The organism is Brevundimonas sp. GCM10030266, from assembly GCF_042666595.1.
Classification (GTDB): Bacteria; Pseudomonadota; Alphaproteobacteria; order Caulobacterales; family Caulobacteraceae; genus Brevundimonas.
In genome coordinates, this window is record NZ_JBHTCY010000007.1 from 40,014 (window position 1) to 65,741 (window position 25,728).

The 25,728-nt window shown below is 65.0% G+C and carries 26 protein-coding genes and 1 pseudogene; 13 read left to right on the plus strand and 14 right to left on the minus strand.

Annotation, left to right across the window (positions count from 1 at the left end; translation table 11 throughout):
* Positions 1 to 138 precede the first annotated feature (138 nt).
* The 5 genes from ACFQQC_RS18450 (at position 139) to ACFQQC_RS18470 (ending at position 3,513) form a co-directional block, all read left to right on the plus strand.
* A complete protein-coding gene (locus tag ACFQQC_RS18450; RefSeq protein WP_376864007.1) occupies positions 139 to 837 on the plus strand; it encodes a hypothetical protein in 699 nt (232 codons plus the stop codon).
* Positions 837 to 1,466 carry a hypothetical protein gene (locus ACFQQC_RS18455; RefSeq protein WP_376864008.1) on the plus strand — a complete coding sequence of 210 codons (630 nt, stop codon included), beginning with the start codon at positions 837 to 839 and terminating at the stop codon, positions 1,464 to 1,466. Before ACFQQC_RS18450 ends, ACFQQC_RS18455 begins: the two co-directional genes overlap by 1 nt.
* A complete protein-coding gene (locus tag ACFQQC_RS18460) occupies positions 1,463 to 2,104 on the plus strand; it encodes a hypothetical protein (protein ID WP_376864009.1) in 642 nt (213 codons plus the stop codon). The genes ACFQQC_RS18455 and ACFQQC_RS18460 overlap by 4 nt, the downstream gene beginning before the upstream one ends.
* Before the next feature lie 102 nt (positions 2,105 to 2,206).
* Positions 2,207 to 3,016, plus strand: a complete 810-nt coding sequence (locus ACFQQC_RS18465; protein WP_376864010.1) for a hypothetical protein — start codon at positions 2,207 to 2,209, stop codon at positions 3,014 to 3,016.
* 89 nt (positions 3,017 to 3,105) lie between these two features.
* Positions 3,106 to 3,513, plus strand: a complete 408-nt coding sequence (locus ACFQQC_RS18470) for a DUF805 domain-containing protein (RefSeq protein ID WP_376864012.1) — start codon at positions 3,106 to 3,108, stop codon at positions 3,511 to 3,513.
* On the opposite strand, the gene ACFQQC_RS18475 is transcribed toward ACFQQC_RS18470, so the two are convergent.
* From ACFQQC_RS18475 to ACFQQC_RS18485, 3 genes are all read right to left on the minus strand, one after another.
* A complete protein-coding gene (locus ACFQQC_RS18475; RefSeq protein WP_376864013.1) occupies positions 3,510 to 3,713 on the minus strand; it encodes a hypothetical protein in 204 nt (67 codons plus the stop codon). The genes ACFQQC_RS18470 and ACFQQC_RS18475 overlap by 4 nt on opposite strands.
* A 283-nt stretch (positions 3,714 to 3,996) precedes the next feature.
* Complete coding sequence (locus tag ACFQQC_RS18480; RefSeq protein WP_376864014.1) at positions 3,997 to 4,185, minus strand: hypothetical protein; 189 nt, start codon at positions 4,183 to 4,185, stop codon at positions 3,997 to 3,999.
* Between the two features lie 15 nt (positions 4,186 to 4,200).
* Positions 4,201 to 4,599 carry a hypothetical protein gene (locus ACFQQC_RS18485; RefSeq protein ID WP_376864015.1) on the minus strand — a complete coding sequence of 133 codons (399 nt, stop codon included), beginning with the start codon at positions 4,597 to 4,599 and terminating at the stop codon, positions 4,201 to 4,203.
* An 830-nt stretch (positions 4,600 to 5,429) separates the two neighbouring features.
* On the opposite strand from ACFQQC_RS18485, the gene ACFQQC_RS18490 reads away from it, so the two are divergent.
* Positions 5,430 to 6,950, plus strand: coding sequence for a peptidase S41 (locus tag ACFQQC_RS18490; protein WP_376864016.1), 1,521 nt, complete (start codon positions 5,430 to 5,432; stop codon positions 6,948 to 6,950).
* Positions 6,951 to 7,031: 81 nt separating this feature from the next.
* On the opposite strand, the gene ACFQQC_RS18495 is transcribed toward ACFQQC_RS18490, so the two are convergent.
* Positions 7,032 to 7,352, minus strand: a complete 321-nt coding sequence (locus ACFQQC_RS18495) for a hypothetical protein (RefSeq protein ID WP_376864017.1) — start codon at positions 7,350 to 7,352, stop codon at positions 7,032 to 7,034.
* A gap of 530 nt (positions 7,353 to 7,882) precedes the next feature.
* Here ACFQQC_RS18495 and ACFQQC_RS18500 point away from each other — a divergent pair.
* The 4 genes from ACFQQC_RS18500 (at position 7,883) to ACFQQC_RS18515 (ending at position 10,492) form a co-directional block, all read left to right on the plus strand.
* Positions 7,883 to 8,128 (plus strand): hypothetical protein, encoded by a 246-nt coding sequence (locus tag ACFQQC_RS18500; protein ID WP_376864018.1) that lies wholly within the window; start codon positions 7,883 to 7,885, stop codon positions 8,126 to 8,128.
* Positions 8,129 to 8,352: 224 nt separating this feature from the next.
* Positions 8,353 to 8,862, plus strand: a complete 510-nt coding sequence (locus ACFQQC_RS18505; RefSeq protein ID WP_376864019.1) for a hypothetical protein — start codon at positions 8,353 to 8,355, stop codon at positions 8,860 to 8,862.
* A 118-nt stretch (positions 8,863 to 8,980) separates the two neighbouring features.
* Complete coding sequence (locus tag ACFQQC_RS18510; protein WP_376864020.1) at positions 8,981 to 9,286, plus strand: hypothetical protein; 306 nt, start codon at positions 8,981 to 8,983, stop codon at positions 9,284 to 9,286.
* Positions 9,287 to 10,138: 852 nt separating this feature from the next.
* Positions 10,139 to 10,492 carry a hypothetical protein gene (locus tag ACFQQC_RS18515; protein ID WP_376864021.1) on the plus strand — a complete coding sequence of 118 codons (354 nt, stop codon included), beginning with the start codon at positions 10,139 to 10,141 and terminating at the stop codon, positions 10,490 to 10,492.
* Between the two features lie 26 nt (positions 10,493 to 10,518).
* On the opposite strand, the gene ACFQQC_RS18520 is transcribed toward ACFQQC_RS18515, so the two are convergent.
* From ACFQQC_RS18520 to ACFQQC_RS18565, 10 genes and pseudogenes are all read right to left on the minus strand, one after another.
* Positions 10,519 to 12,543 carry a response regulator gene (locus ACFQQC_RS18520; RefSeq protein WP_376864022.1) on the minus strand — a complete coding sequence of 675 codons (2,025 nt, stop codon included), beginning with the start codon at positions 12,541 to 12,543 and terminating at the stop codon, positions 10,519 to 10,521.
* 507 nt (positions 12,544 to 13,050) lie between these two features.
* Entirely contained in the window at positions 13,051 to 13,770 is a 720-nt protein-coding gene (locus ACFQQC_RS18525; RefSeq protein WP_376864024.1) for a hypothetical protein, read from the minus strand.
* A 573-nt stretch (positions 13,771 to 14,343) separates the two neighbouring features.
* The gene (locus ACFQQC_RS18530; RefSeq protein WP_376864025.1) at positions 14,344 to 15,477 is read right to left on the minus strand and encodes an ATP-binding protein; all 1,134 of its coding nucleotides are present in this window, start codon (positions 15,475 to 15,477) and stop codon (positions 14,344 to 14,346) included.
* A gap of 26 nt (positions 15,478 to 15,503) precedes the next feature.
* Positions 15,504 to 15,734, minus strand: a pseudogene (locus tag ACFQQC_RS18535) (PAS domain-containing protein); the annotation flags it as partial.
* Between the two features lie 161 nt (positions 15,735 to 15,895).
* The gene (locus ACFQQC_RS18540; protein ID WP_376864026.1) at positions 15,896 to 17,587 is read right to left on the minus strand and encodes an ATP-binding protein; all 1,692 of its coding nucleotides are present in this window, start codon (positions 17,585 to 17,587) and stop codon (positions 15,896 to 15,898) included.
* Positions 17,580 to 18,320 (minus strand): alpha/beta fold hydrolase, encoded by a 741-nt coding sequence (locus ACFQQC_RS18545; RefSeq protein ID WP_376864027.1) that lies wholly within the window; start codon positions 18,318 to 18,320, stop codon positions 17,580 to 17,582. The genes ACFQQC_RS18540 and ACFQQC_RS18545 overlap by 8 nt, the downstream gene beginning before the upstream one ends.
* A gap of 178 nt (positions 18,321 to 18,498) precedes the next feature.
* The gene (locus ACFQQC_RS18550; RefSeq protein WP_376864028.1) at positions 18,499 to 19,125 is read right to left on the minus strand and encodes a PAS domain S-box protein; all 627 of its coding nucleotides are present in this window, start codon (positions 19,123 to 19,125) and stop codon (positions 18,499 to 18,501) included.
* Positions 19,126 to 19,292: 167 nt separating this feature from the next.
* Positions 19,293 to 19,727: an acetyltransferase gene (locus ACFQQC_RS18555; RefSeq protein ID WP_376864029.1), complete on the minus strand. Its 435-nt coding sequence runs from the start codon at positions 19,725 to 19,727 to the stop codon at positions 19,293 to 19,295.
* Between the two features lie 130 nt (positions 19,728 to 19,857).
* Complete coding sequence (locus ACFQQC_RS18560) at positions 19,858 to 20,538, minus strand: hypothetical protein (protein ID WP_376864030.1); 681 nt, start codon at positions 20,536 to 20,538, stop codon at positions 19,858 to 19,860.
* Between the two features lie 90 nt (positions 20,539 to 20,628).
* A complete protein-coding gene (locus ACFQQC_RS18565; RefSeq protein ID WP_376864031.1) occupies positions 20,629 to 21,930 on the minus strand; it encodes a S8 family serine peptidase in 1,302 nt (433 codons plus the stop codon).
* A 173-nt stretch (positions 21,931 to 22,103) separates the two neighbouring features.
* Here ACFQQC_RS18565 and ACFQQC_RS18570 point away from each other — a divergent pair, with 173 nt between their 5' ends.
* The 3 genes from ACFQQC_RS18570 (at position 22,104) to ACFQQC_RS18580 (ending at position 25,557) form a co-directional block, all read left to right on the plus strand.
* On the plus strand, positions 22,104 to 22,517 hold the full coding sequence (locus ACFQQC_RS18570) for an RNA polymerase sigma factor (protein ID WP_376864032.1): 414 nt from the start codon (positions 22,104 to 22,106) through the stop codon (positions 22,515 to 22,517).
* 27 nt (positions 22,518 to 22,544) lie between these two features.
* Positions 22,545 to 23,273: a hypothetical protein gene (locus tag ACFQQC_RS18575; RefSeq protein WP_376864033.1), complete on the plus strand. Its 729-nt coding sequence runs from the start codon at positions 22,545 to 22,547 to the stop codon at positions 23,271 to 23,273.
* Positions 23,274 to 23,550: 277 nt separating this feature from the next.
* On the plus strand, positions 23,551 to 25,557 hold the full coding sequence (locus ACFQQC_RS18580) for an ATP-binding protein (protein ID WP_376864044.1): 2,007 nt from the start codon (positions 23,551 to 23,553) through the stop codon (positions 25,555 to 25,557).
* Positions 25,558 to 25,728: the final 171 nt, after the last annotated feature.

Consider the following 25,728-nt stretch of genomic DNA (forward strand, 5'->3'; position numbering starts at 1 on the left):
GCTGATGCTGTTGGCGTTTGCCGCCGCGGGCCTTGCGATCGTTTCGATCAAGCTCCGCTAGATTCCCTTTAAAAAACTGGCGCGCCATCAACGCTTGTTCGCAAGCGAGCGATGGCGCGCGCCTGAAAGGCGCCTCCAATGAAGTACCCCGCCCTCGCCACCGTCGCTGCGGCAGTTGTCAGCGCGTCCCTCTGCGGCGCGCAGCCTGCATCAGCTCAGGATTTCGGCCGCATGCTGGGCAGGCTCGCCGAGCGGACTGCTGAACGCGCCGCGCGGAATGCTGCTGACGAGCTGACCCGTCCACGTGATGACAGCGACGCACCTAGCCGACCCGACAGCAGGACCGCCGCTCCCGCCCCTCAGGATCGTGCCGCCCCGGCCGTGACGGCCGCGCCTCAAGGCGTGGAGCCTTGGCCGATCAATGCCGGACACCGCGCCGTCGTCCGGCCGACCCAGTTCGCCTTTTCGCCCGAGATGATCGCCCAGAAACAGCGGTTCACGGATGCAAGTCGGTTCCCTTGCAACACTTGCGAGGGTTCGGTGGACATCGACTCCTGGCGCCGAGCTCTTCAGCCGATTCCGGACACCTACTCCGCGTGGTCGGAAGTGATCGCGCCCTGGACGGTCGGTCGCGTAATCGACTGGCGCGGTACGGTCGTTGATGGTCGGATCACCGTCTTGAGCGAAGTCCCGGTCGGCGGTTTCCAGTGCCGCCAACTGCGTCACCGCATCAGTACGCGAGGCCCCAATCCGGTCGTGACCGAACGCCCGGGACTGGTGTGCCTGGGCAAGCGTGACGCCTACTCGGGTGCCGAGACCTGGCACGAAGTGTTCTGATGAAGCTTCCATATTTCATCATCGGGGCGATCTTCGCCATCGGCGTGTCCTTCGCAGAGCCGGCGTCTGCACATGACACTCGCGCTGGCATCGGCCGGTCCAAAGAGACGCCTGTGGGACGACCGCTTGAGTTGCCCGACGGGATTGTCGTCCGCGAGCCCATCGGGGCCTACATTGAGGATCACTGCTTCCCAGAGGAACAGGAAGTAAGGCCGCAGGAAGGGCATGGCGCGAACATTCAACTGTGCCTTGGCTTTACGAATACGCTGCCGACGCCTGTCACGATTAGCCTCCCCGCCGGATTGATCTTCGTCAGCTTCGATACGCGCAGTCAGAACGGTCTGCTCATTCAAACCGAGGCCTTTGAGGTTCCACCGGGTGAGAACCCATACTTCGTGAGCTTGTCCCTCCAGTGCCTCAATGCGAGCCGGAGCACAGGGCGAGCACGCGACACCTACCATGTGGGTCCGATCACGCAGGACGAACCCATCACTCAACTTATCCGAATGCTTGATGGCAAAGCGCTGGCCGACGAGCACATTCCCGCGGTGCAGAATGCGCTGTGGTCAGTGACGGATGGCGACGGGCTGCTGCCTCGAGACCGGGATGCCCTGGAGGCCATACATTGACGCTCTTAAGGGCACTGCTGGCTCTACTTTTTAGTGTCGCCATCTCTGGCGCGGCGCTGGCGAGCCCAAGCGATCCTCGCCCGGGCGTAGGTCGCTCAGACGAGGATCCCGTCGGCAAACCGTTCGAGCTGCCCGCCGGTCTGGTACTGCAGGAACCGATTGACGGTCATGACCGCGATCGCTGCAAACGTGAGGGCGAAGCGACCGATCTCAAGATTGGCCATGGGGTCAACGTCGACGTTTGCCTCAGTTTCACCAACACCACGCCGGAGCCCATCCAAGTCAGTTTGCCCGCCGGCCTGATCGTGGTTTCGATCAGCGACGAGACGCAGAACGGCTTGCTGATCATCACCGAGACGTTCGAAGTCCCCCCCGGAGACGATCCGTATTTTGTCAGGCTTGGACTTCACTGCCTCAACATCGGACGTGCGCCGGGAGGCGCGCGCGACTTCTTCAAGCTCGGCCCGGTCACCGAAGATGAGCAGCTCCTGAGCGTCATCGCACTTCTGGATGGTCTTAAGATCAGAGACGATCTCGAGGATCATATCGGAGTGCAGGACTACGTCTGGAACGCCTCAGACAACCAGCGTCTGTACGACCACGATCGAGCCTGGTTGGCGAGCCTCCAGAGCCGCTGAGCCTCCTAAGTCTTATCGGGACCGCGCTGACCCGACGACACTCGCTGTGCCCCCCCCGCAGCCTGTGATTTCCCGCGCCCAACACCTTCATCGAGAAAAACTATGAAATCCCTCTACCTCGCGACCGTCACGGTCGCGGCCCTTCTCGCCACGCCTGCCCTAGCTCAGGACCGGGCTGGTTCTGTCCGCGCCAACTTCAGCAGCGCCAATCTCGCAATCGAGGACAGTGATACCGATGCCGACATCTGGACGGTCGATGGCACGGTGGCTCTCCCCGTCTCTGACTGGACGGTCACACTGGATGGCGTCGTCGACAAGGCGGACTCGGATGCCGGCGACACCACATTCGGTGGTGGAGCCGTTCACCTGACCCGCACCTTCGGATCGGACATCCGCTTGGGCGGTTTCGTCGGCGCCGATGGCCTAGGCGATGGGGACCAGTCTTGGCTGGGTGGCCTGGAGGCTCAGAAATACCTTTCCAAGGCGACGCTGACTGCGCAGACCGCCTATACGTCGGTCGACGACCTGGACATGGATGTCTGGACGCTCGGCGGCGAGGCCGCCTTCTATCCGATGGCGCGACTGCGTCTGCATATCGACGCAGCCTATAACGGCGTCCAGATGGCAGACGAAGACGTGGATGCCTGGTCCTACGGGGCCGGCGCCGAATACTGGCTCCCCAACACGGCATTCACGGTGGTCGGCGACTTCAGTCGCCTCGAATGGGAAGCGGTCGAGATCGATACTTGGACGATCGGGCTGCGCTTCAACTTCGGGGGCGACCTCAAGGAACGCGACCGAAGGGGCGGAGCCCTTCGTTTCAACCCGATGATGCGCACCCTGAATGCCTTCGGCAGTTCGGGCGGCGATGACGACACCGAGGTTCCCGAAGGCCCCGGCGGTCCGGTCTAGCGACCTGGAGATCCGGGCGGTCTCTGACGCCCGGATCATCCCTTCTTCAGCACACGAACCTTTCAACCAACTTTTCGGAGGAGCTCTCCATGGCCCCCATCATCGATCACCTTTTCAATCCTGCAGGCCGGATCGGCCGCAAGACCTTCATCGTTTCCGCGGCGGGCTTCCTCCTGCTCGGCGTCGTCTGCGCAGTCGTCCCTGTCGCGGGACAGATCGTGTCGCTCGCCATGCTGTGGCCGTGGACGGTCATCGCCATCAAGCGACTGCACGACATGAACCGCAGCGGGACGCTAGCGATTGTGATGGCAGTCGCCAGCGCCTGTCTTGGTGCGGCTGGCTCACTCGTCGCCGTGCTGGCCCTAAACCCGGCACTGTTCCTCGCCGTCGCCTCGGTGATGGCAATCGCCGGTCTCGTCGTCGGGTTCGCCGCTCTGGCGTTCATTATCTGGCTGGCGATCGGAGTCGGCAGCCAAGGCTCCAATCGGTTTGGCTAGCCCTCCCAGCCTTCCGGCCGGATCACCTCGATCCGCAAACCGGTGAAGTCCTTACTGTTGAGGCTATCCCCGTCAGTCAAAGTCGACATCATTCGTCCGGCTCTGCCGATCGAAAGCTCGGCAACCTCTGCTTGCCGTTGGCAGACACCCAACTCTGGATCAAGCCATTCAAGAACGATGCGGTAATAGGGATGGTCCACTCCAACACTCCTTGCTGCGGCGGTCGATTCCAGAGACGCCCGACAACTGCCCTCGGACGTGGACGTCCACAATGGGTCGGCAGCAAATCTCGCTGAAGTCGTCAGTTCCCCTCTCTGCACCAGACCGAGCATCGATCCAGCCAATCTTCGAGCTGCGACAGTAGTTCACTGTAGGAATCGGTCTTGAGCGTTCCTACGACTTCCTCGTTCATGTCGAAGGCGAACGGGATATCCTTGCGCCGTCGACCTCGCTCACTTCGTGGCCAGGGCTGGTAGAACACCGTCAGGACAAAGCGTTCTGCGGTGTCGAGTTCTGGCCGCCACTCAACATCAATCCTGAAACGTCGGCCTTCATTCCACGCAGTGAACAAAACCGAAGCACGGGCAGGTCCGGCGCGCCCATTCCCTCGTAGAGCCCGTTGATGCCGATCATCCAGCCTGACGGAATGCGTAACCGGGCGCGTTGAAGCATGCGGTGCGACCAATCTCAGCGCCGCTCGACCACCAACTCGTAACGTCCGCCTTGACCTGCGCGGTAGGCGTTCGCGCGGAACGAATGAGCGCCTGGACCCAAAGTCATCCGGATTTGAGCATCGCTGCCGCCCGCGCTGTCGTCGTCGGTCCCAAGAGCAACCGGATTAGTGCAGTCGGTACCGCCTGTGATGCTCAAATACGCGTCGAACTCGCTTGATTTAAGGGTGATGACGACGCTCTCGCCCGCAGCGGCTAACAGTGTGAAGCAGTCGTAGCGGCTGCCGTCGGCGAGCGTTCGATCGGTCGCGTCGAGGACGCCTTGGACACGCTCGCCCGGCCGGATTGAGGTCTGGGCGGTGGCGGACGAAGCAATCAGACTGAACGCGAAGAGCGCGCAGGCGACCCGTTTCATGTGACCTTCCTGTGAGGTGAATAAGCAGCGTTATCCCAGACAGTAGCCGACCTCGAAAATGACCGCTACGGGTCGCCAGCAGACTATCAGCCACCGGTGGAAAGCTCACGTTGTCGCTATAAGCCTCAACCATCGAGGTCCCTAATCCGTTCACGACTTGCGCGCGTCTCGAAGATGCAATACGCGCGCCCGTGGGCTTGCCTCGCACAATGGCGACGTTCGCTCCTCGCTCTGAAAGAAAACGTCGAAGCCGCTTGCCGTTCCTTCGCCCCCAAACACCGACGTAGCTGATGAAAAGGCCTCGCCGATAGACCACGTGCCCACTGAAAGCAGCAGAGATTTCCTTTGGCGACATGAACGCTTTCAGAGCGTCACGTTCAACGATGCAGACGTGCGTATCGCCTTCTGGACTGAAAGCCCGTTCTCGGAAGGAATAAGCCGCAAGCGGTGCCATACGTGACAGTTTGATCGTCAAGGCAAACGTCCGCAATGGGTGGAAAGCAGACGTTGCGACGTCGCCCAACCGCAGCCTGACGCCGCTTTCCGGCCTGATCGACGTTGTGATCGGCGGCCGACGCACGTGCTCTCTAAGAAACCGGACCATCGCCGCTTCAACCGCTTGGACGGAAAATGCAGCCTAGTTTCTCAGCCATCATGGCCTCCGGACCCCTGGTTTGAGATAGGTGGATGAGCGTGAGAGTGTTGCCATCCCTGGGATCCGAGCCCGGGCGCGGCGGGGTCGAAGCCGGTATTACAAAAGTGTAAGTAGGAAGCAGGCGACGGCGGGGCTCACTTGCTGAGCTTCGCTCAGGAAAGCAGGAGACCGCTTAATGGCCCTCACCCGAACCGTGTTTTCGGCCGCTGCATTGTGCATGATCTTCTTTGCGCCGGCGCGCGCTCAGGAGGCGGCGAACCCGTCTATGTCGGCTGAGCGCGACTGGTCCGTCACCTTGGCGCGAGACGCTAAGGCCGTGCATGATATCATCGCCGAGAACCATCCGGGAATGCACGATACGCTGAACCCCGGTTTTCGCGCAAAGGTGGACAATGGGCTGGCCGTGGCGCTGCACCGAGCAGAAACGACGACCGACGCCGGAGGGTGGTGGTGGGCGTTGAGGTCCTATGTCGCAAGCTTCGACGATGGCCATATGCAAGTCGGTATGACTGACGGTTCCTACGGCTTTCCGGCCCGCTGGCCAGGTTTCCTGACGATTTATCGAGGCGCGGACCAGGTTGTCGCGGATAGGCTGACGGACGACCCTTCCACCCCGCCGCTAGGCGCGCGCCTGATAGACTGCGACGGCGTTGCTGCCGACCGGCTGGCCGAGACACGCATAGGCGAGTTCCGTGGACGTTGGTTCCTGGAGTCCCAACGTGCTCAGCTGGGTGATTGGCTATTCCTGAACGGGTCAAATCCCTGGATTGCCGAGATGGGCGAATGCCGTTTTGAGCGCAACGGACAAACCCGCTCATACGCTCTGAACTGGCGGTCGATTGAAACCGCCGACTTGTCGGCCCGCCGCAGACGGCTGAGCCCACGCGCGTCCTCCGAGTTCGGTCTGAAGACGATGGACGACGGCGGTCTGTGGCTCTCAATGCCTTCTTTCGACAGCGAGCCGGGCAGCGACGCCTATGTCGCCCTTACCAACCTGCTCGCCGAGGCCCAGACGAAACAAGATGTTCTGAGAAAAGCCCCTTGGGTCGTGCTGGATCTGCGCGGTAACGGCGGCGGCTCTTCACATTGGAGCGACCACCTTGCCACGCTGCTTTGGGGCTCCGATTGGCGCCGGACGCATGACCTGCCCTCCAGCGATGCGGTCGACTGGCGCGCGTCGGATGACAACATCGCCGAGATCGTCTCATTCATCGACCAGTTGAAGGCAGGAGGAGGCGACGCCGACCTGATCACCTGGGGTGACAAGGCGATCACAGGAATGCGCGCCGCCAAGGCTGCGGGGCAGGACTACTGGCGCGAAGATGATGGCGCACCCACAGCTACGCCTGAAGCCCCAGCTCACACGGCGCCGGCCCCGGTGAACCCGATGCAGGGCCGGGTCTTCGTGCTTACAGATTCCGGGTGCGGTTCAGCCTGTCTGGATGCGGTCGATATCTGGAAGGCCGCTGGCGCGGTGCAGATCGGTCGCGAGACAGCAGCGGACACCGTTTACATGGAAGTTCGCAACGCTGCCCTGCCCAGCGGCTTGGCCGGCATCGGAGTGCCGATGAAAGTCTATCGCGGCCGTGCTCGTGGCAACAACGAGCCGCAGCGTCCGGCCCACGAATTTGACGGCGCCATGAACGATACGGCGGCGCTGCAGGCCTGGATCCAAACCTTGATCCCGCCTCGGTAGAGGGAGCCTCCGCTGTTAGGCACGATCGTAAAGTCTGCAATGGGTCGGGAGCGGACCGTCGCCTATGGGTGGAAAGGCGACCTACAGGCAGGCAGGCCAGTGCTCGCCATCAATGTCTGTGATGTTGCCTTCCGCATCGACTTCCCAAGCCGCCTCAAGGGAGTGATCGCAGACGCCCTCGGACCACTTCAGCTTGGCCGTTCTCTTTCCCTGATCAACGGTAAAACCCTGCGACTGTAGGGTGCTGATGACCTTGGATTGAGGGGTGCCGGTCGGAAACTGTTGGGAAAGTCTCGCAGGCCATCGCTGGCTGGTGCCGATCCCGAGGTTCAGGTCTTGCGCGATGGCCGGTGGCCCACCGTCCCCGCAGGCGGCCAAAACCAATGGCAAAATGACCCACAACCATCTCATCATCTGACGATTGCAGACATTCCGTACGGCAGCAACGGGTCGAGGGCGGCGATCTGTTTCCTCCCCGGAAGCAGACGATGCCGACTACGCTGGGGGTGGGAACTGATCTTGCCGATCAGGCGGGCGTGGGCGCTATGTCTCTTACTCTCTCACGCTTCCCGCGCGTTTCGAAGGACGCGATGCGCGCCCCTGTTGGTCTGCTGCGAACAATGGTGACGGCGGCTCCCCGCTCCGTAAGAAAGCGCCGTAGACGCTTTCCATTCCTTCGCCCCCAGACGCCGACGTAGCGAATAAGGAGACCCCGCCGATAGACGACGTGCCCGCTGAAGGCTGCGGCTAGCGCGCCTGTATTATGTTGTCCGGGACGAGTCCGTCGCTTCGTTCGGCGATTCCGTTATCGAGCCCCGCCCAGGAGCGGTTGGGGCGAGGGGTGGCGCGCCCCTGTTTTCAAAGAATGGCCGTCGGGACTCGAGCTCCATGTGCTGGCGCCTGTAAGGGGACTAAAGTTTGACCGGGACCTTTTGCGACTGCTGGTCCGCGGTGAGGTCAACCTGGGCTACGTGCATCAGGCCGACGTGCGGACGGCGGTGATGGGTTGGGCCGGCCATCATATTTACGTGGTCAATGACGACCTCGCCCCGCAGCGCATTCCCATGGACAAACTAATACCCGGAGAGCTTCGGGGCGGTGTCGATGTAGGGCTCACACTTGTCGACGTCCGCGAGGCCGAAGTTTTCGAAATCGATACAGCAGAGGCAGACGACTGAGGTTCTCGCTCCGCGACGGTTGCCTCATGACGCCTGGCGGCTCAGTGCTTTTCGACTGAGACCAAACTAGATCAATGGCGGCCAGCCCGTTGCGGTCGGCATACCCCAGGGCCCGCGCCCGGTGCGCCGGAGCCGAGACGCGCTGACGGAAGCTGATTGCTGGTTGCTATGACGAATGTGCTTGCCAACATTAATGACAGGAAAAACAAGCGTGGGCCATTAGGATGATCTCGGACGACGAAGAGGCGACGGCTCTCTACGCCGAAGCGCGGGATCATCACCTAGACGGCTGTTACGACGTCGCGCGAGTCGGGTATCTGCGCGCGGCTCGCCTAGCCGACGCGGCCGGGGCGCTGGAGGTGCGCGCCGATGCGCTAACGGGCCTAGTCGAGATCGACCGTGCCATGCAGCGTTACGAGGAGGCGTTGTTCGGTGCGGATGAAGCGATCGCGCTGTGCAAAGCCTTGGGCAAGGCGGCAAGGCTGGCCTCTCTCCTCGAGTGCAGGGCCTATTCGCTGACGCAAACCCAACAATGGCTAGACGCGCGCATTGCCTGGCGACAGGCTAAGGCGGCTATGTCGGCGGCGGGCTGGCGAGGATGGCAAGTCGACCTCTGCGACAGTCGGATCGCTGAAGCCGCCGAGCAGATCCACAAGGCTGTTCGGGCCGAGCGGCGCGCTGCAGGTCCAGATGTTTCCCGTAGGCCGCTCTTCGGCCGACACTGGGTTCGGTGACGGCACTGAGACTGCGCCGTTGGAGCTAGGGTGTTCCAATAGGCCGGAAGCCGACGACGGCTCCTGACGGAACCGCCACGTTCCCCAACTGGGGTTTCAACACTCGTTCTCCATCTTCGTGAGCCAGCTGGGGGATGACGTCGATGATCTCCGGTTTTCTGGCTCTATTCCGCAACGGGCGCGCGGCGCGTTGTCGGTGGCTGCACTGGCGACGTTTCACGGCTATCTGAAGATGGACATCGCCTACGTCTGCGCTGGCTTGGATGAGCCGGTCATCCTGGAAATGGTCGTCCGGAAGCCGAAGCGGATATTCGCCGTCTGCGAGTCGCTGGCGGGCTGGACGACGGACGGGGCCATTGGTTGGCGGGCTGTCGCCACGGCTGACATGGACCGTGCCCGGCGGTTGAGCGTCGAACCGGCGTAGCAAGCCTCTGCAATAGCTCTGGCGGACCGGGTTCAAGGGCACCAACTTTCGCGACCCGTCAGTGCGCGCGCTGTGCGCTATGGGTCGGAGGCAGACCTCGCCTAAGGGTGGGCTGCGGACGTTCTGGCGAAGCCGAAGCCATGATTGGAGAGCAGTCGCCTTGCGTTCAGAGCTGAAGTGCGCCGGGCAGCAACTCGTCTGGCGAACAAAAGTTGCCGTGGTGCACGCGTGGCCCAGAAACGGTGAGCTTCCGTCAGGGGACGCCGACCGGCGAACCTGAGTAAGTTGCCGGAGATGATGCGCCTCCTCCTTTTCGCTCTGATCGCCTGGCTGGTTTCAGCCGCCGGAGCCTCGGCTTGCCGTAGGCCTATCGCTGGCGCCGAAGAGATTATGGCGCGAGACTTCGTCACCGTCGCCGCGGCAACGGTGTTGTCCGTAGAAGCAGCAGACCCATCCCGACCCAATCGCGAGTTTGTCGCCAGCCTGCAGATCACCAGCACGATAGAGGGCTTCACCCAGACGGGCCGTGTGATCCTCCGGCACCGTGAAGTCACTGAATGTCCCCGACGCCTCCCAATGCCGCAGGTCGGAGAGGAATGGGTCGTCTACCTTGAACGGGAGGCGGACGACGGCGGTCCTGTGTCCTACGCTTGGCCCAAAAGCTGGGCAGAGAGGTTGGACGCGGGGTTCGAGGGAAACCCTCGAGTCCACGCCGAGATTCCAGGGATCGCCCTAGATGATCGATGAGTTGACCCCGTTGAAGGATGCAGCCTGCGCGCTATCCTCCGGTGTATGACGTTCCGTATCGAAGACGGCTTCCCGGGGTCCAGGGCTTTTCTCAATATGCCGGCAATGCGCATCCCATCGGGCTGGCGAGTCGGCTGGAACGTCCTCTGTTCGGAGATGGAGGACGACCTCACGGGCATCGGAGGCTCTACGCTCTACAGCGCCACCAATGAGGGCAGGCGCTTTACCATCGACGTCGCCTTCCGGCCCGAGTTCGATCCCGAGGGCCACTTCGAGCTCACCGTCGTCTACTGCCCCTGGCCGCGCTCGGAACGAGGTCGGCGCATCAAGGATCAGCCGCTGTCCTTCCTGGACGGGCAGGTCGTCCATTCGTTCGAGACCCGCTCCTACAGCCAGTTGCTTCAGGAGCTCGAGCAGTGGATCGCTCGCTGCAGCGTCTGGGAGATCGAGGGCCATTGACAAGAGGCGCGCCCGTCTAGCCGATTTTATAAGACCACGATCCGCTCGGAGCCGCCTTCGCTTGGCGCGTCGGTAATTTCCAACGCGCAGGCTATCGCCTGGATCAACGCCTCGGAGGTGACGGGTTTGGCGACATGTCCGTCCGCCCCCGCCGCCTCGCTCGCCGCCTTATGTTCCGCCATGGCGTTCGCTGTCAGCATGAGCACCGGCGTTCGGGGTTCGTTGCGATCGGCCTCCCAGGCGCGAATCTGCCGCACGGCGCTCAGTCCATCGAGGACCGGCATCTGCATGTCCATCAGAACGAGGTCATAGGGTCTCACCTTGAACGCCGCCACAGCCTCGGCACCGTTCGACACGGTTGTGATCTCCGCGCCGAACTGGGCGAGGATCAGTTGGACGACCTTGAGATTTGTCGGGTGGTCGTCGGCCGCGAGAATGCTGATCTGCCGGAAATCCTCCGGCTCGGCCGCGTTGGTGGCGACCGTTTCCTGGGGGGCTGACACAACGAGGGGGAGGTCGGCCCAAAAGTCCGATCCAACGCCAACGATGCTGGAGCAATCGAGCGAGCCGCCCATGAGCTCCGCGAGGTCACGGGAGATGGCGAGACCGAGCCCGCTGCCGCCGAAGCGCCGGGTGATCGTCGCATCGGCCTGCTCGAAGCGGCGGAAGACATTGCCCGCCTGGACGTCGAATCCCACCCCTGTGTCGCGGACCCGGAGGCGGACCCCGCCATCCGGACGCGCGCCGACGCTGACCGTCACCTGGCCCAAGGCCGTGAACTTGACGGCATTTGAAATCAGGTTGGACACGATCTGTCGAACGCGGCCCTGATCGCCTGTCACGACTCCATCGGTTCCCGGTTCGACGTCCACGACCAGGGTGACGCCTTTTTCCTCCGCTTTCAAACGAAGCAGGGCCGCTGCCGCGCGAACGGTGTCGCCCAGATGGAAGGGGGCCATCTCCAGCGCGATTTCGCCAGCTTCGATCCGCGCGACATCAAGGATATCAGAGAGGAGCTGTTCGAGGGTCTTTCCCGAGTCGCGGATGATCTGGGCGATCTCGCGGTGAGCCGGCTGCAGATCGCTGCGGCACAACAGGTCCGCCATTCCGACGACCCCGTTCAAGGGCGTCCGGATTTCGTGGCTCATGTTCGCCAGAAACGACGTCTTCGCCTGGCTCGCGCTCTCAGCCGACTGCTTCGCGCGCTCGAGCTGGAGGGCCGTTCGTCTGAGAGTGGACTCCCGACGCTTGTGGACGGTCACATCGAAAGCGATCGAGACGAGGCCCCCGTCAGACAGTCGGCGATCTTCAAACCTGAACCAGCGGCCGTTCGAGAGTTTCTGTTCGTGGGCGCCGCTCGCTGTTCGGCGCGCCTCCAGCCGCTCCTCAAGCCAGGCCGCTTCCCGCCCCTTCGCTTCCGGGTGCCGTCCATCGGCGAGGTCGAGCTTCAAAAGATCACGGAACGAACGCCCGACCCGAAGGTGGCTGCTGGCCTCATCGCAGCCTCCCGCCAGGACGTACTGCGCGTTCCACATGACAAGCCGATCCTCGGCGTCGTAGAACGCCAGCCCGGCGGGAAGAGCGTGGATCGCTTCGCGCATATAGTTGAGGTAGGCCTCGCGGGCCTGCTCGGACTTGCGGGCCCTGGCAAGGGCCTTGGACAAGCGCTGTTCGCGGCGGCGCTCCGCGGTGATGTTCCGGGAGGTCGCCAGAAGTCTGACGACCGTCCCGTCCTTATTTAGGACAGGAGAAACCACAGTCGACCACCAGCGAGCCTTGCCGCGCGCGGTTGGGCACGCGGCGATGAAGGTGGAGGGCGTACCGGCCCTGGCGCGCGAAAGAGCCCGTGAAAGGCTGCGGCGAGATTCGAGAGGCCAAAGGTCCGACCAGTGCTTTCCCCGGTTGCTCTCAAAGTCTGCTATCTCCAGAAGCTCGATCCCGCGGGCGTTCATATATTCGACGCGACCGTCGAGGGTCAGTATCCTCATGACGTCCTGGCTGGCGCGCGTCACGGCCGAGAAATAGCTTTCCGGGGGGATACAGTGCTGCACTGGACACTCCTTCCCGGTCAGCCTGCATCGGTTCAGAAAATATTTCGATAACAAGGCCCTACCAGCAGCGCGATTGCTTGAGGAACGCGTTGAGCCGGCGGTCGATGCTTGCAGCTGGATGTTCGTCAGCGAGCCCAGACCGCTCGACTGGCGGTCTGTCCCCAATGGTTTCGCCCCAAAGGTATGAAGGGTCCACTTAGGTGTTCCACCTTCACAACCCGGACGGGCTCCGATGAGAAGGTCGAAGCTCACGAGGCTGCGGAGGCCCGCGCCTTTCCACATGCGAGGGCAAACGGGACGGGCGACCAGTGTCTCGCCTAGAATGAGGCAGGCAGGAGCGCCGCCCCAACGACGGCGGCGGCGGTCGAACCGCATGCCAGTTCCGCCACGCTCGCGGCTACCGGGCCAGTGGAATCGCACGCTCCGGACCGACGCCGAAAGGCGACCCGACGCCAGAACGCCGGCCCCGCTAGGGGCCGGCGCTTCCTTGATAACGTCGGCGACACCCTAGCTTCGCGGTGTCGGATACACCTTGTGAGGTTCGTCGCGCTCGCCTGAGACTTCACGCGCAGCCTCGGGAACCGTTCGCCCTTCCAGGCCCGCCTTGGCCATCCAGCGGTGGTTGCGTGTTCCGTAGAGGCCGCCCAAAACGGCGGCGATCCCGCTCAGGAGCATGGTCAAGAAGCCCCACAGCGCCAGCGTCGCGGCGCTGTCGGCGGTGTTCTCGGCTTCAGCACGTTGGGTCGGTGCAACGACCAGTTCCCCGTCGGCCACCGGGCGATCCGGCGACAGGGCGTCCCCAACGATGGTCTCGCCAGCAGCGGCGCGCGTGGCTTCACCGCCTGCGACCCCGGCGCTGTTCACCGCCGCCGAGCCTGACGCGATCAGGATCGCCAGAAGGAAGGCGACCGCCCAAACACTGAGGCCGTGCAACGCGCCCTTGTGGTGGTCAGCGTACTTGGCGGCCCGGCTCGCCACGGCTCCGCCGACAAACAGAGCGATGGAATTGGCGACCACCGCCCACATGCCGGCTGCGGCGGCGAAGCCCTCGGCGTCGCCGCCGTCGAGATCATAGGGATTGAACGCGCCGGCCCCGAGCGCGACCCCGAGCAGGTTGAGCATGGCGCCGACTGCGACCGCCACGACAGCCCCGGCGATAACGGCGGGCCATGAAACGAGCACGTGCAGAGGGTGAGCGTGTTGGGTTCGGTCGAGATAGTCGGTCATGTGTTGCCCTTCCAAAACAGCGAGATCTAGAGAAGGGTCTGCCGTGCGAAGAGTTCCGACGAAGCGGTTCCGCGGAATGACGACAAGGGACGCGCGGGCACCAGCGGCTGCGCCGGGGCGCAGATTCGAGGTCGGAATTGACGGGCGAGACTCTGCGTGCGCCCCAGGCCTGCCGCGCGGGCGGCGGCTCGGGCGCCGTTCCTGGGGCACGCGTCTCGCCATGACGGCTTGCCGTCGTGGGCCAAAGAGCCCGGCCGGGGCGGCGCGCCTCGGCGGAGCCGTTCTGGCGCTCAGCTCCAGCTAGAGCCGGTTTGGGCCTGACGGGCCATGAACCGGCCTAGCATAAGGGCGTCGGCCTGCGCGCCGACGGGCACGGAGCGCAGGGTCCCGCTGACCGCCACGAAAGTGTGGCACGACCGGTTTGGTTGCGGCTGATCTCCGCGACTGTTCCCCAACAGGGCGCCGTCAGAGCCGCCCGACGCGGCGCGCCTTGGAGGGCGGCGGGCTTCTAATGTCCGTCAGATCGGGTGCCGCCCAAGGCCGGCCAGAATGCAGCCGGTAGCGGCCAGGGGGTCAGCTGATTTTCGCCGTCCCCTCGTCAAGGACGTCCCGAACCCGCGCGGCCAGGTCCGCCGCGGTGAATGGCTTGGTGATCAACTGCACGCCCTTGTCCAGCCGCCCATGATGAATGATCGCGTTCCTCGCATAGCCTGTGGTGAACAGGACCCTGAGCTCCGGTCGAAGCTCGCGCGCCTTCGCCGCGACCTGGGCGCCGGTCATCCCGCCGGGCAGGACGACGTCGCTGAACAGCAGATCGACCCTGGCCTGTCGTTCCAGCAAGCGCAGCGCTGAGGGCCCGTCATGGGCTTCCAGGACTCGGTAGCCGAGGTCGCGCAGCGACTCCACCGAATATGTCCGCACGTCGTCGTCATCCTCGAGGACCAGGATCGTCTCTTCCTCGCTCCCTTCCGGAACGAGGGTCGTTTCGTCGGGCTCGGGCGGGTCCGCTTCTGAGTTCAAGCGTGGGAGATAGATTTTCACCGTCGTTCCCTGGCCCACCTCCGAGTAGATTTTCACATGGCCGCCTGACTGCTTGACGAAGCCGTAGACCTGGCTCAGGCCAAGCCCGGTCCCCTTGCCGACCGCCTTGGTTGTGAAGAAGGGCTCGAAGGCCTGCGCAATGGTGGCCTCGTCCATCCCTACGCCGGTGTCGGAGACCGACAGCACGACGTATTGGCCGGGCAGCACCTCGGCGTGGGTCGCGGCGTAGGCTTCGTCGATGTGAGCGTTGGCGGTTTCGATGGTCAGTCGGCCCCCGTCCGGCATGGCGTCACGCGCATTGACCGAAAGGTTCAGGACCGCGGCTTCCAGTTCGGCGCCGTCGACGTCCACCTTCCACAAGCCCGCGCCGAGCACGGTCTCGACATGGATCGTCTCGCCGATCGTGCGGTGGATGAGATCCGAGATATTGCCGACGAGCGTGTTGGCGTTCGTCGGCCTGGGGTCCAGGGGCTGGCGACGTGAGAAGGCGAGCAGCCGTTGGGTAAGTGTCGCGGCTCGGCGGGCGCCCGTGAGCGCATGACCAGCGGCCCTCTGAAGCCTGGGCGAGTCTTCGGGAAGGTTCCGTTGCAGGGTGTCGAGGTTGCCGATGATGATTTGCAGCAGGTTGTTAAAGTCGTGGGCGATGCCACCGGTAAGCTGGCCCACCGCGAAAGGGCATCCTTTATCTCGCCTGCGACCCGACCTTCACGCTCGTCGGGCAGGAAGATGCGATCGAGCGGAGAGCCGATCATCTCCGCCTCCGTCCAGCCCAAGATGCGCGCGGCCCCCGCGCTCCAGCTGGTGACAAGCCCGGCTGTATCCAGGGTGATGATCGCCGTATCCGTCGCACTGTCCACGACCTGGCGCCAGTCCGCCACGCTGAGCTGGGGAGAGCCGTTAGCGGCGATGTCCGTCGATCCCATGCGTCCGTATACCTTCAACCTACGCCAGAGTGGCCTTGACGCCGCAACACGGCCCGCCCAAAGCGCCCCCGGCCGAAAACCGTTCCGCGACCCGCCGACAGACAGCGACGCGGTCGTGAGGGCGAACTGCGCCCTTGATAGTATCCACGTCCGAGTTCACGTCAGCCAGCCGGCGCTGGATCCGGTTCGTCCAGCAACCGCCGCACCCTCTCGGCCAGTTCCCGGTAGGTGAAGGGCTTGCTTATGAGGTTCACGCCCGGGTCCAGTCGCCCGTTGTGAACGATGGCATTGCGGGTATAGCCTGTCGTGTAAAGCACCTTGATCCCCGGTCGTCGGCGAACCGCCTCCTCGGCGAGCTGACGTCCGTTGAGCCCGTCCGGCATCACGACATCAGTGAACAGCAGCGCGACATCGTTGTTGGCCTGCAGAAGCTCCAGGGCCACCCGCCCGTTGGCGGCGTCCAGCACCTTGTAACCCAGCTCGCGCAGAACGCCGGCCGTATAGGTACGCAGATCCTCATGATCCTCGACCAGCAGGACGGTTTCCGAGCCGCCTTCAGAGAATGAGGAATCCACGACTTGCTCCGCGGCGACCGATCCACCGACCAGGCGCGGCAGGTAGATCTTGATGGTCGTTCCGAGCCCCACCTCGCTATAGATGCGGATGTGGCCTCCGGACTGCCGCACGAAGCCATAGACCTGGCTCAGGCCCAGGCCGGTGCCCTTACCGACCTCCTTGGTGGTGAAGAACGGCTCGAACACCTGGCTCATCGTCGCCGCGTCCATGCCTGTCCCGGTGTCGCTGACGGCGACGAGCACATACTGACCTGAACTTACCGGCTCAGGTATCGCGCTGACATAATCTTCGTCGAGGAAGGCGTTGCTGGTCTCAATGGTCAGGCACCCCCCGCCCGGCATGGCGTCGCGCGCGTTCACAGCCAGATTGACCAGCGCGTTCTCCAGTTCGCCCGCGTCCACATTGGTCAACCACAGACCCGCCCCGGAGACCGTCTGGAATTCGACGGCCTCTCCCAGCGTCCTTTGGAGGAGGTCCGCCAGGCCGGTGACCAGTCGGCCGGGATCGACCGGCCGGGGATCGAGGGGCTGGCGTCTGGCGAAGGCGAGCAGCCGGGCGGTCAGGGTCGCGGCCCGCTCCGCGCCATGGGTCGCCATCGCGACCGCGCGCTCGATCCGTCGGATGGCGTCAGGGGGGAGGGGGTCACGCCCCAGTTGGCGCGTCACTGATTCCAGCCCGCCGATAATAACCGTCAGGAGGTTGTTGAAGTCGTGCGCGACCCCGCCGGTCAGCTGGCCGACCGCTTCCATCTTCTGGGCTTGCCGAAGCGCCTCCTCCGCCTTCAGCCGTTCGGCGACCTCTTCGGCGACCCGTGCCTCAAGCGTTAGGTTGAGTTGCTGAAGTTCCGAGGAGGCCGCGTCGGCCAGCCGACGCGCCTCAAGCAGTTCGCGCTCATAGCGCCGGCGATCTTTTGCGTTGAAAATGGTGATGACGATCCGCCGCGAGCCGTCCGCTGACGGCCGTTCTGCGGCGTTGACGAGAACGGGAAGCGGGTCGCGGTCCCCGCGCGCGAGATCCAGGGCGACTTCGTTGAAGAAGCCCTGCATCCGCACAAGCGGAGCGAAGTGGGTTTCGTAATAGATCTTGCCGGCGACGTTGAGGAGATCGGAAAATCGCTGCCCCGTCAGGTCGGTGGGTTCACTATCGAGCCAGGCTGAAAGCGTGTGGTTCGCCCGCATGATACGGCCGGCGGCGTCGGTGATGACGTAGCCGCAGGGGGCGTTCTCAAAGAGATCCTCGAGATCGTTGCCGAGCTGACCCGTGCCGCTTTCAGACAAAGGATCGGATCGCGGCTGTGGTTTCTTCCGGCGCGCTCAGATTGGGACAATGCCCGGTGGCGGCCATGAGTACGAGCTCGCTGTTCGCGAGGGAGCGGTGAACGTATTCGCCCACGCTCTGGGGTGCGATGACGTCGTCAGAGCATTGTAAAATCAACGTCCGGGTGGTGAAGCCGTCCAGATCAGCCCGGTTGTCCGACAGGAAGGTGGCCCGGGCGAACCGCTTCGCGATCTCAGGATCCGTCCGGCAGAAGCTGTTGGTCAATTCGTCGCCGAGGTCGGGGCGATCCGGGTTTCCCATGATCACCGGGGCCATAGCCTGCGACCAGCCCATGTGATTGCTGTCGAGGAAATCCAGCAGTTCGTGGATCTGGGCTTCGGTGAAGCCTCCGGCGTAGCCGGTCTCCGGATCGTCGATGTAACGGGGCGACGGACCGACCATCACGAGTTCAGAAAACAGGTGCGGCGCCTTTCTCGCGGCGAGAAGCCCGATCATTGCGCTGACAGAATGGCCGACGAAAACCCCGTCGCGCACCCCTAGCTCATCGGCGAGCTCGACGAGATCATCCGCGTAGCCGTCGAGGCTTCCATACCGCGCAGGGTCGTACGCGCCGAGGTCCGAGCCGCCAGCCCCGATTTGATCAAACAGGATGACCCGGAAATCATCCTCGAACTCGGGGGCGACGAAGCGCCACATCTGCTGGTCGCAGCCAAACCCGTGCGCGAACATCATCGCGCGGGTCCCGGATCCGCTAATGTTCACATTGTGACGCGCCGAAAGTCCCATTGAACCACCCATGCTTGCCGATCAGCCCGGTACCATTGTTTCAGCAAACCCGAAAAGCCCGATGCGGAAACACAGGCGCTGAACGCTTTTACAGACCAGCGCCAGCGGAGCGGCACGTGCTTGATCAGGCGAAGATGCGGGAGAGCTTTCTCTCGAGCTGGGCGGCCTTGAATTCGTACTCGTCAGCCATCGTGTTAAGGGCGCCGAGCGTGAGCGGATCATTGACACCCCGAGCCAGACGGGCCGCGCGCCGCGCCTGCGATCGGAGTTCAGCGATCTGACGGATGTCGGTGACGTCCAGCAGGAGGTTGACCGCGCCGATCATCGTTCCGGCGCTGTCCAGGAGGGGGGTGGGGAAGGGGGTGAAAGCGACCCGACTGCCGTCGGGACGCTCCGCGATTGCCGTAATGCCGCGGACCGAGCGCCCTGACGTCAGTGCGACGGCCATGGGGCATTTGTCGTGAGGGAGAAACTCGCCGTCTTCGGTGTAGAGTTTCCAGGTGACGCACCAGCGGTCCTTGCCGACTTCGGGACGACGGCCGGTGAAGGCGATGCAGGCTGTGTTGAAGAACGTCACGACACCGGACGGGTCCGTCATATAGATCGGCGCGGGCAAGGCCTCGAGCGCGCTGTGCAGCTCAGCTTCACCCCGCTCAGCCTCGGTGAGCGCCGTGCGGAGAAGGTCTTCGGTTTGCGAATGGAAAGGGTGCATTGAGGCCTGCCAGTCCTTTACGCCGTCTGCTTGAAGCATGACAGCGAATACTTTCCACAATCGAAAGTTTGCGATCGACAGGCGCCCAAAACAAAGCCAGATCTAATGGCCCCGCATCGAAAGTCGACGTCGCGCTGCACACACGGAGGCGCCCAACGTCTGCTTTCGGCGGGTGCTGAGCGTTTGCGTCGAGTGCTGACAGGATCTCAACGGCGCAGGTGCAGGAGAGGGTACGGCCGAGCCTGGCTGTCGAGATCAGAACGCCCGACGGTCTGAAAGCCCATACGTTTGTAGAACCCCAGCGCTGGGGAGTTCGCTTCGTTTACGTCCGTCGTGATGCCGTCGTGCTGGCTTATCACGCTCTGAAGCAGCGCCCTTCCAATCCCTTGTCCGTGGCGATCAGGGTCGATGAAAAGCGCTTCCAGGTGGGCGCCGTCCATCAACATAAGCCCCACAGGTACATCGTGTGCATCGCACGCGACAACAAACTCAGCGGCGGGGAAGAAGGCTCTAACCTCCGCCTCGATGGCGAGACGGTCCTCGATCGTAAGGAAGTGGTGCGTCGCGTCGACGGCGCGCCGCCAGATATCCACGAGGCGATCGACCTCGTCCGGTCGGCTAGGGCGAATGTGTGGGCTCATGAAGTTCACATAACCCAGCCGTTGCTGTGCGCACAGGCGGCGAGGCGCCCTTCCGGGCCAGCTGAACATTGGTTGACAAACCCCGCCGGTTGGCGCCGGCGGGGTCCTTCGGTCTGCTATGAGGACGGTATCAGTCGTCGCGGGCCGAGCTGGCGCCGGCGTCGGCGCCGACCGAGGCCGAGGCACCGCTGCGGTCGGCCGAGGCTGAGCCGTTGACGCCGCCGTTCGCGTCGGCGCGGCGACGGCGGGGTTCGGTCGCGGGCGAGGCGTCGGAGGCCTGTTCGGCCGGACGCGAGGCGGAGCCCTGACCCGAGCCGACGATCGCGCCGGTCAGACCGTTCCGGTCGGCCGAGGCGGCGCCGTCGAGCAGCCCCGAGGCCTGACCCTGGGTCGAGCCAGCGGCGGCGGATCCCGCGCCCTCGGCCGACGCCGAGGCGCCGGCGGCGGTGGAGCCGATGGTGCTCACGGCGCCGGAGGCCGTGTCGCGGGTCCGGCCGACCGCGGCCGAGGCGCGCTCGCGGTTGCGCTCGGCTGTGGCGGCGGCGCGGGCCCGGGCCTGTTCGGCGCGGCGTTCAGTACGGGCCAGGGTTTCGGCGGCGCGGTCGCGGATCATGCCTGTATTGGCCGAGCCGGTCAGGCCGCCCGTCAGCGAACCGTTTCCGCCCAGCGAACCGCCGAGGCCGCCGAGGCCGCCGACCTGACCGCCGATGCCGCCGGTGAGGCCGCCGGATCCGCCCAGGACCTGGGCCTGGGAGGCGCCGGCGAGAGCCAGGCCGAACGCGACGGTCGCCATCATCAGGGTCTTTTTCATGATCGTTTACTCCTGCAGATTGGTGGGCTTGCGCCCTCACAGGGTCCAACGACCGGTCGGCCGGGTTTCATCCCGGCGCTCTAAAAAACTTCAGCGGGACAGGCGGCCGCGCGCGCCGACCGCGGCGGGGGCGACGCGGAGGTCGGCGCCGACGAGGCCCTGACCATAGACCGGGTCGCGGCCCCGGGCGCCCCTGTCGGTGGCGGACCGGGCCAGCGCCTCGACCGAGGCCGGGCCGCCGCCGCGACGGGCCAGCAGGCCGGCGACGAGGGGGGCGGCGAAGGACGAGCCCCGGACGCTGGTCCAGCTTCCGGCCTGACCGGCGGCGGCCATGTCGGCGCCGGGGGCGGCGAAGTCGACCTGGGGGCCGCGGCCGGACTCGGGAAGGATCTGGTTTCGGCTGTTCACGGCGCTGACGCCGACGACGCCGTCATAGGCGGCGGGATAGAGGGCGGAGGCGGCAGGGCCGTCGTTCCCGGCGGCGGCCACGATCACGACGCCGCGCGATTGCGCGCGGGCGACGGCGCGCTCGACGAGGGGGTTGCGGGGGCCGACGAGGCTGATGTTCACGACGCGGACCCGCTGTTCGACCATCCACGCCAGCGCCGAGGCGAGCCCTGTGGAGGACCCGCCCGTCGACTGGCCGCCATAGATGTCCGCCACCAGCAGGCTACCGCCGGGATCGGCCCCGGAGAAGGCGCCGCTGCGGCCGACCATCAGGGAGGCGACGGCGGTGCCGTGGGCGCCGAGACGGGGCGGGCCGGCGAAGCCGCGCTGGATGATGGCGGACCCGGTCAGGGCGGGATGGGTGGCCTCGACGCCGGTGTCGATCAGGCCCAGGCGGGCACCCAATCCCTGGGGACCCGGCGGCGCGGGGCCGGCCGAGCCCGGGGCGGCGGTCTCGATCCCGGCGGGGGAATGGATGTGGTTGAAGGTGACCTCAGCAGCGGGATCCAGCGCCTTCAGCCGCTCCACGGCCCGCGCGAGCGACAGGCGGCGCGGCGGGGCGAGGACGACGGCGGCCAGATCCAGCGCCTCCAGCCGGTCCTCGCGCACGACGGTGAAGCCGGCGCGCAGGGCCTCGGCGCGGGCGGCCTCGGACAGGTCGACGGCGACGATCTCCGCGGCGGCGACGGGCCAGCCGTTGGGATCCGCCTCCAGCGCGCCGCCCGAGCGCCGGACCAGCCCGGTCAGGCGCGATGGGGCCTGCAGGGCCCGATCCAACGTCTCCCGGCCCAGGGCGTCGGCGCGTCCGACGGCCGGCAGCCGGTCGGTGACGCCGGACGGCAGGGCGGGCAGGCCGGGCGTCTGCGGCAGGCCGATCTGGGCGCAGACGGGGGTGGCCGCCGCGAGAAGCAGCGCCGCCGTCCATCCCGCCAGGGCCGTTTTCATCGACACCGTATTCTCCCTGCTCCGCTCTTGCGTCAGACGGCATTCGTCCTGTGTATGCCATGGATGAAACGTTCGGGTCCGGTCGTTTCATCCCGTATGGACGAGGATTGCGCTTGGACGACTTTCAAACGGGGCTGGTTGAGCTTCTTCCACGCCTTCGCCGGTTTGCTCGGGTGCTGCGGCCCCGTGATGCGGACGCGCAAGATCTTGTCCAGCAGACGGTCGAGCGCGCGCTGGCGGCTCGGTCGAAATTCAGGGCCGGGACCCGGCTCGACAGCTGGACCTTCACCATCATGAGACGCATCGCCATAGACGAGGGCCGCTCCAGCCAGAGGTGGAGCCGGGTGGTATCGCCCGAGGACGAGGAGACTCCGCACGTGGCGGATGCCGGTCAGGCGGACGAGGGCCTGAGGGCGGAAGCCATGGCGGTGCGGGATGCGATCCATAGTCTGCCGGAAGATCAGAAGCATGCGGTGGCGCTGGTCCTGATCGAGGGCCTGTCCTACGCCGAGGCGGCTGGAGTGCTGGGCGTGCCGGCCGGGACACTGACCAGCCGGCTGGTGCCGGGGGCGCCAGTTCCTGGTTGAAACCCTGTCCGCCCAAGGAGTGACGGGATGACCCGCTATGACGACGAGACCCTGATGCGGCGCATCGACGGCGAGCTGACGCTGGAAGAGGGCGGGCGGATCGATGCCGAGGCTCTGACGGATGCGGAACTGGCCGGGCGGCTGCAGGCGATGCGATCCCTGCGGACCGTGGCGCGTGAGGCCTTTACGGTGCGGCCGGATCCGCGAGACGAGGCCCTAATGCGGCTGATCGCCGGGGCGGATCACGTGCGGGTCTTGCCGTGGGCGGGGTTCAGCCGGGCTTTGGCCGAGGCGTTCGCGCCGAGGCGGGCGGCGCTCTGGGGCGGGCTGGCCGTGGCGGCCTTTGTCGGGGGCGTCGTCATGGGGCCGCTGCTGAAGGCGCCAGCGCCGGCCTTCGTGCTGGCTCCGGGTGGTGAAATCGCGGACGCCGGTTTGGTGCGGGTTCTGGATCAGCGACTGGCGTCCGAAGGGCCGGATGCGAACGGTCGCGCCGTAGCCCTGACTTATCGCGACAGCAACGGAACCTGGTGCCGCACCTTCCGGGCCGGTAAGGCAGGAGTGGCCGGGCTCGCGTGTCGGGAGGAAGGCCGGTGGGGGATCCGGGCGGTCGCGCCGCTGGCCGATGCGTCTGCCGAGATCAGGACGGCCGGGGCGGATATCCCCTTTGTCATCCTGGCAGCCGTCGACGAAGGCCTCACGGGCGAGACGTTGGACGCCGCCGCCGAGGCGCGCGCCCGGGACTCCGGCTGGCGGTAGGGTTCCTGCATTATCCAACCAGCGTTTGCGGCTGGCGGTCTGGATCCCGGTTCCGGTTGGGCAAGGAGTTACTCCAGCTTCCAGAGATTAGCCGCACGAGCCGCCGACGAGGATCGACACGGGCCATAATGTACCGCTCGACCACGTAACATCCGGAACTTTCAAATAAATCAACCACAGGATCAATCAGCGCTTAACTCAACCTGGATTATGCTGGCTTTGGAGGGGCCGGATGATCCAGATGCCTGACCTGACTGAAGAACGTCGTCGCTTGGCCATGCTGCAGTCCCTCGGACTTGCGGACGCACCGCCGGACCAGAGCCTGCAGGCCCTCGCGGCCTTGGCGGCCGACATCGCCGGTGCGCCGACGGGCCTCGTCTGCCTGATCGAGAGCGATCGCATCTTCGTGGCCGGCTCCGTCGGCTTCGACGAGCCCCTGATCGATCGATGGGACTCGTTCTGCAGCCAGGCGCTCTTCAATCCCAGGGAAGTCCTCTGGGTTTCTGACGCGCGAGCAGACCTGCGCTTTAACAACATCCGCTACGTCGTCGGCGAACCGCGGGTTCGCTTCTACGCCGGCGTGCCGCTGTGCGTGAACGGCTGCATGGTCGGCACTCTCTGCGTGCTGGACCCGGATCCCAGGCCCTTTGATGAAGCGTTGGTCGCCCGGCTTCGGCTGGTAGGCCAGGCCTGTGCGGCTGAGCTGGCCGAGCGGCATCGCACCGGGGTGGTGCGCCAGGCCTTGGCCGCTTCGGCGGACGCCTTGGTGGACTGCGACGCCGAGGGACTGGTGGTGACCTGGTCCGAGGGGGCGGAGCGACTTTTCGGCTTCACCCCGGAGGAAGCTGTCGGGGCGGATATCGCGATGATCATTCCCGAGGAATATCGCCAAGCCCATTGGATGGGGATGCGGCGCTGGCGGGAAAGCGGCGCGGCGCGTCTGGGTCGCCGCCTTGAGCTTCCGGCGAAACGGAGGGACGGGACCGATCTCGACATCGAGCTCTGGATGTCCGTGTCCCATGACGACGGAAAGCCGCGAGTCCACGCCAACATACGAGACATCTCGGAGCGTCGGGCGCAGGCCCGGGAACTGGCCGACGCCGTGGCCAGAGCCGAGGACGCCAGCCAGGCCAAGACCGCCTTCCTCGCCAACATGAGCCATGAGCTGCGTACGCCGCTGAACGGAGTGACGGCCTGCGCCGGACTTCTTGCGTCTTCGCCGCTCAATCCCGATCAAGCCAGGCTGGTCGACATCGTTTCCGGCGCGGCGGATCAGCTGGGTCGGCTGATCGCCGACATTCTCGACCTGGCGCGGATCGAGGCTGGCGAGCTGAAACTCAGTCCATCGCCCACGGACCTCGGCTCTCTGGTTGAAGGCGTCGTGGACTTATGCCGGCTCAAGGCCGACGAGAAGGCCGTGGCCTTGCGACTTGATCTGGACCCCGCCGCGCAGGACACTGTGCTTATCGACGCCCCTCGCATGAAGCAGGTCCTCGGCAACCTTCTTTCGAACTCCATCAAGTTCACCGAAGACGGGGAGGTGGTGCTGAGGGTCAACCGCTCGGGCGCGACCTTCAGTTTCGAAGTCCAGGACACGGGCATCGGTTTTGGACCGGAGGTGCGCAAGGTCATCTTCGACCGGTTCCAGCAGGCAGACCCGACCATCACCCGCCGCTTCGGCGGGACCGGGCTGGGTCTGGCCATCTGCCGCGACCTGGTCGAAGCGATGGGCGGCGTGCTGGAATGTCGCTCCACGCCGGGCGAGGGCTCGACCTTCTGGATCAACATCGATCTGCCGACCGCCGCTCCCGAGGAAGAGCGACCGTCGCCATGCGATGGCGCCGTGGCGGGACTGGCGGGCGCGCGAGTGCTTGTCGCTGACGACAATGCAACCAACCGCCAAGTGGTTGGCCTCATCCTCGATACTGCCGGGATCGACACGGTTTTCGCGGAGGACGGGCGCGAGGCGCTCGCCGCCCTGTCGAAGGAGGCCTTCGACCTCGTCCTGATGGACATGATGATGCCGGAGATGGACGGGATGGAGGCCACCCGCCGGCTGCGTGCGGGGGACGCGGGCTATATCGCCCGGGAGACTCCCCTCCTCATGCTGACGGCGAACACCTTGCCCGAGCACGTCGCCCAGAGCGTCGCGGCGGGTGCCGATGGTCACCTCGCCAAGCCGATCACGCCAGCCAGGTTGTTGCAGGCGGTGGCCCAGGCGCTGTCGAGGGGCGCCGAAGATCCCCTGGAAGGCGAAGCCTCGACAAGTGTGGCGGCGGGGTAGCCGCTCGAGGTAACGCTGGGTTCAAGCATCGCCGTCGAGGCCATCCCCGCCGAGGTGGCCCCGACCCGTTTCCCACAGGACTAGGCGTCAGCCTGGCGCCGATGCCTGGATATCCTCGAGGCGCCCCATGACCGGAAGGCCGTGGCTCGACGCTTCTGTGAGCTCCATGCT

What these genes read in the sequence shown, in the direction of transcription:
- ACFQQC_RS18480 (WP_376864014.1), bottom strand. Translation starts at nt 4,185, where the DNA reads ATGCTTCAACGCGCCCGGTTACGCATTCCGTCAGGCTGGATGATCGGC.
- ACFQQC_RS18560 (WP_376864030.1), bottom strand. Translation starts at nt 20,538, where the DNA reads ATGAAAAAGACCCTGATGATGGCGACCGTCGCGTTCGGCCTGGCTCTC.
- ACFQQC_RS18580 (WP_376864044.1), top strand. Translation starts at nt 23,551, where the DNA reads ATGCTGCAGTCCCTCGGACTTGCGGACGCACCGCCGGACCAGAGCCTG.
- ACFQQC_RS18470 (WP_376864012.1), top strand. Translation starts at nt 3,106, where the DNA reads ATGGCCCCCATCATCGATCACCTTTTCAATCCTGCAGGCCGGATCGGC.
- ACFQQC_RS18515 (WP_376864021.1), top strand. Translation starts at nt 10,139, where the DNA reads ATGCGCATCCCATCGGGCTGGCGAGTCGGCTGGAACGTCCTCTGTTCG.
- ACFQQC_RS18490 (WP_376864016.1), top strand. Translation starts at nt 5,430, where the DNA reads ATGGCCCTCACCCGAACCGTGTTTTCGGCCGCTGCATTGTGCATGATC.
- ACFQQC_RS18525 (WP_376864024.1), bottom strand. Translation starts at nt 13,770, where the DNA reads ATGACCGACTATCTCGACCGAACCCAACACGCTCACCCTCTGCACGTG.
- ACFQQC_RS18565 (WP_376864031.1), bottom strand. Translation starts at nt 21,930, where the DNA reads ATGAAAACGGCCCTGGCGGGATGGACGGCGGCGCTGCTTCTCGCGGCG.
- ACFQQC_RS18505 (WP_376864019.1), top strand. Translation starts at nt 8,353, where the DNA reads ATGATCTCGGACGACGAAGAGGCGACGGCTCTCTACGCCGAAGCGCGG.
- ACFQQC_RS18545 (WP_376864027.1), bottom strand. Translation starts at nt 18,320, where the DNA reads ATGATGTTCGCGCACGGGTTTGGCTGCGACCAGCAGATGTGGCGCTTC.
- ACFQQC_RS18450 (WP_376864007.1), top strand. Translation starts at nt 139, where the DNA reads ATGAAGTACCCCGCCCTCGCCACCGTCGCTGCGGCAGTTGTCAGCGCG.
- ACFQQC_RS18550 (WP_376864028.1), bottom strand. Translation starts at nt 19,125, where the DNA reads ATGCTTCAAGCAGACGGCGTAAAGGACTGGCAGGCCTCAATGCACCCT.
- ACFQQC_RS18465 (WP_376864010.1), top strand. Translation starts at nt 2,207, where the DNA reads ATGAAATCCCTCTACCTCGCGACCGTCACGGTCGCGGCCCTTCTCGCC.
- ACFQQC_RS18485 (WP_376864015.1), bottom strand. Translation starts at nt 4,599, where the DNA reads ATGAAACGGGTCGCCTGCGCGCTCTTCGCGTTCAGTCTGATTGCTTCG.
- ACFQQC_RS18455 (WP_376864008.1), top strand. Translation starts at nt 837, where the DNA reads ATGAAGCTTCCATATTTCATCATCGGGGCGATCTTCGCCATCGGCGTG.
- ACFQQC_RS18555 (WP_376864029.1), bottom strand. Translation starts at nt 19,727, where the DNA reads ATGAGCCCACACATTCGCCCTAGCCGACCGGACGAGGTCGATCGCCTC.
- ACFQQC_RS18575 (WP_376864033.1), top strand. Translation starts at nt 22,545, where the DNA reads ATGACCCGCTATGACGACGAGACCCTGATGCGGCGCATCGACGGCGAG.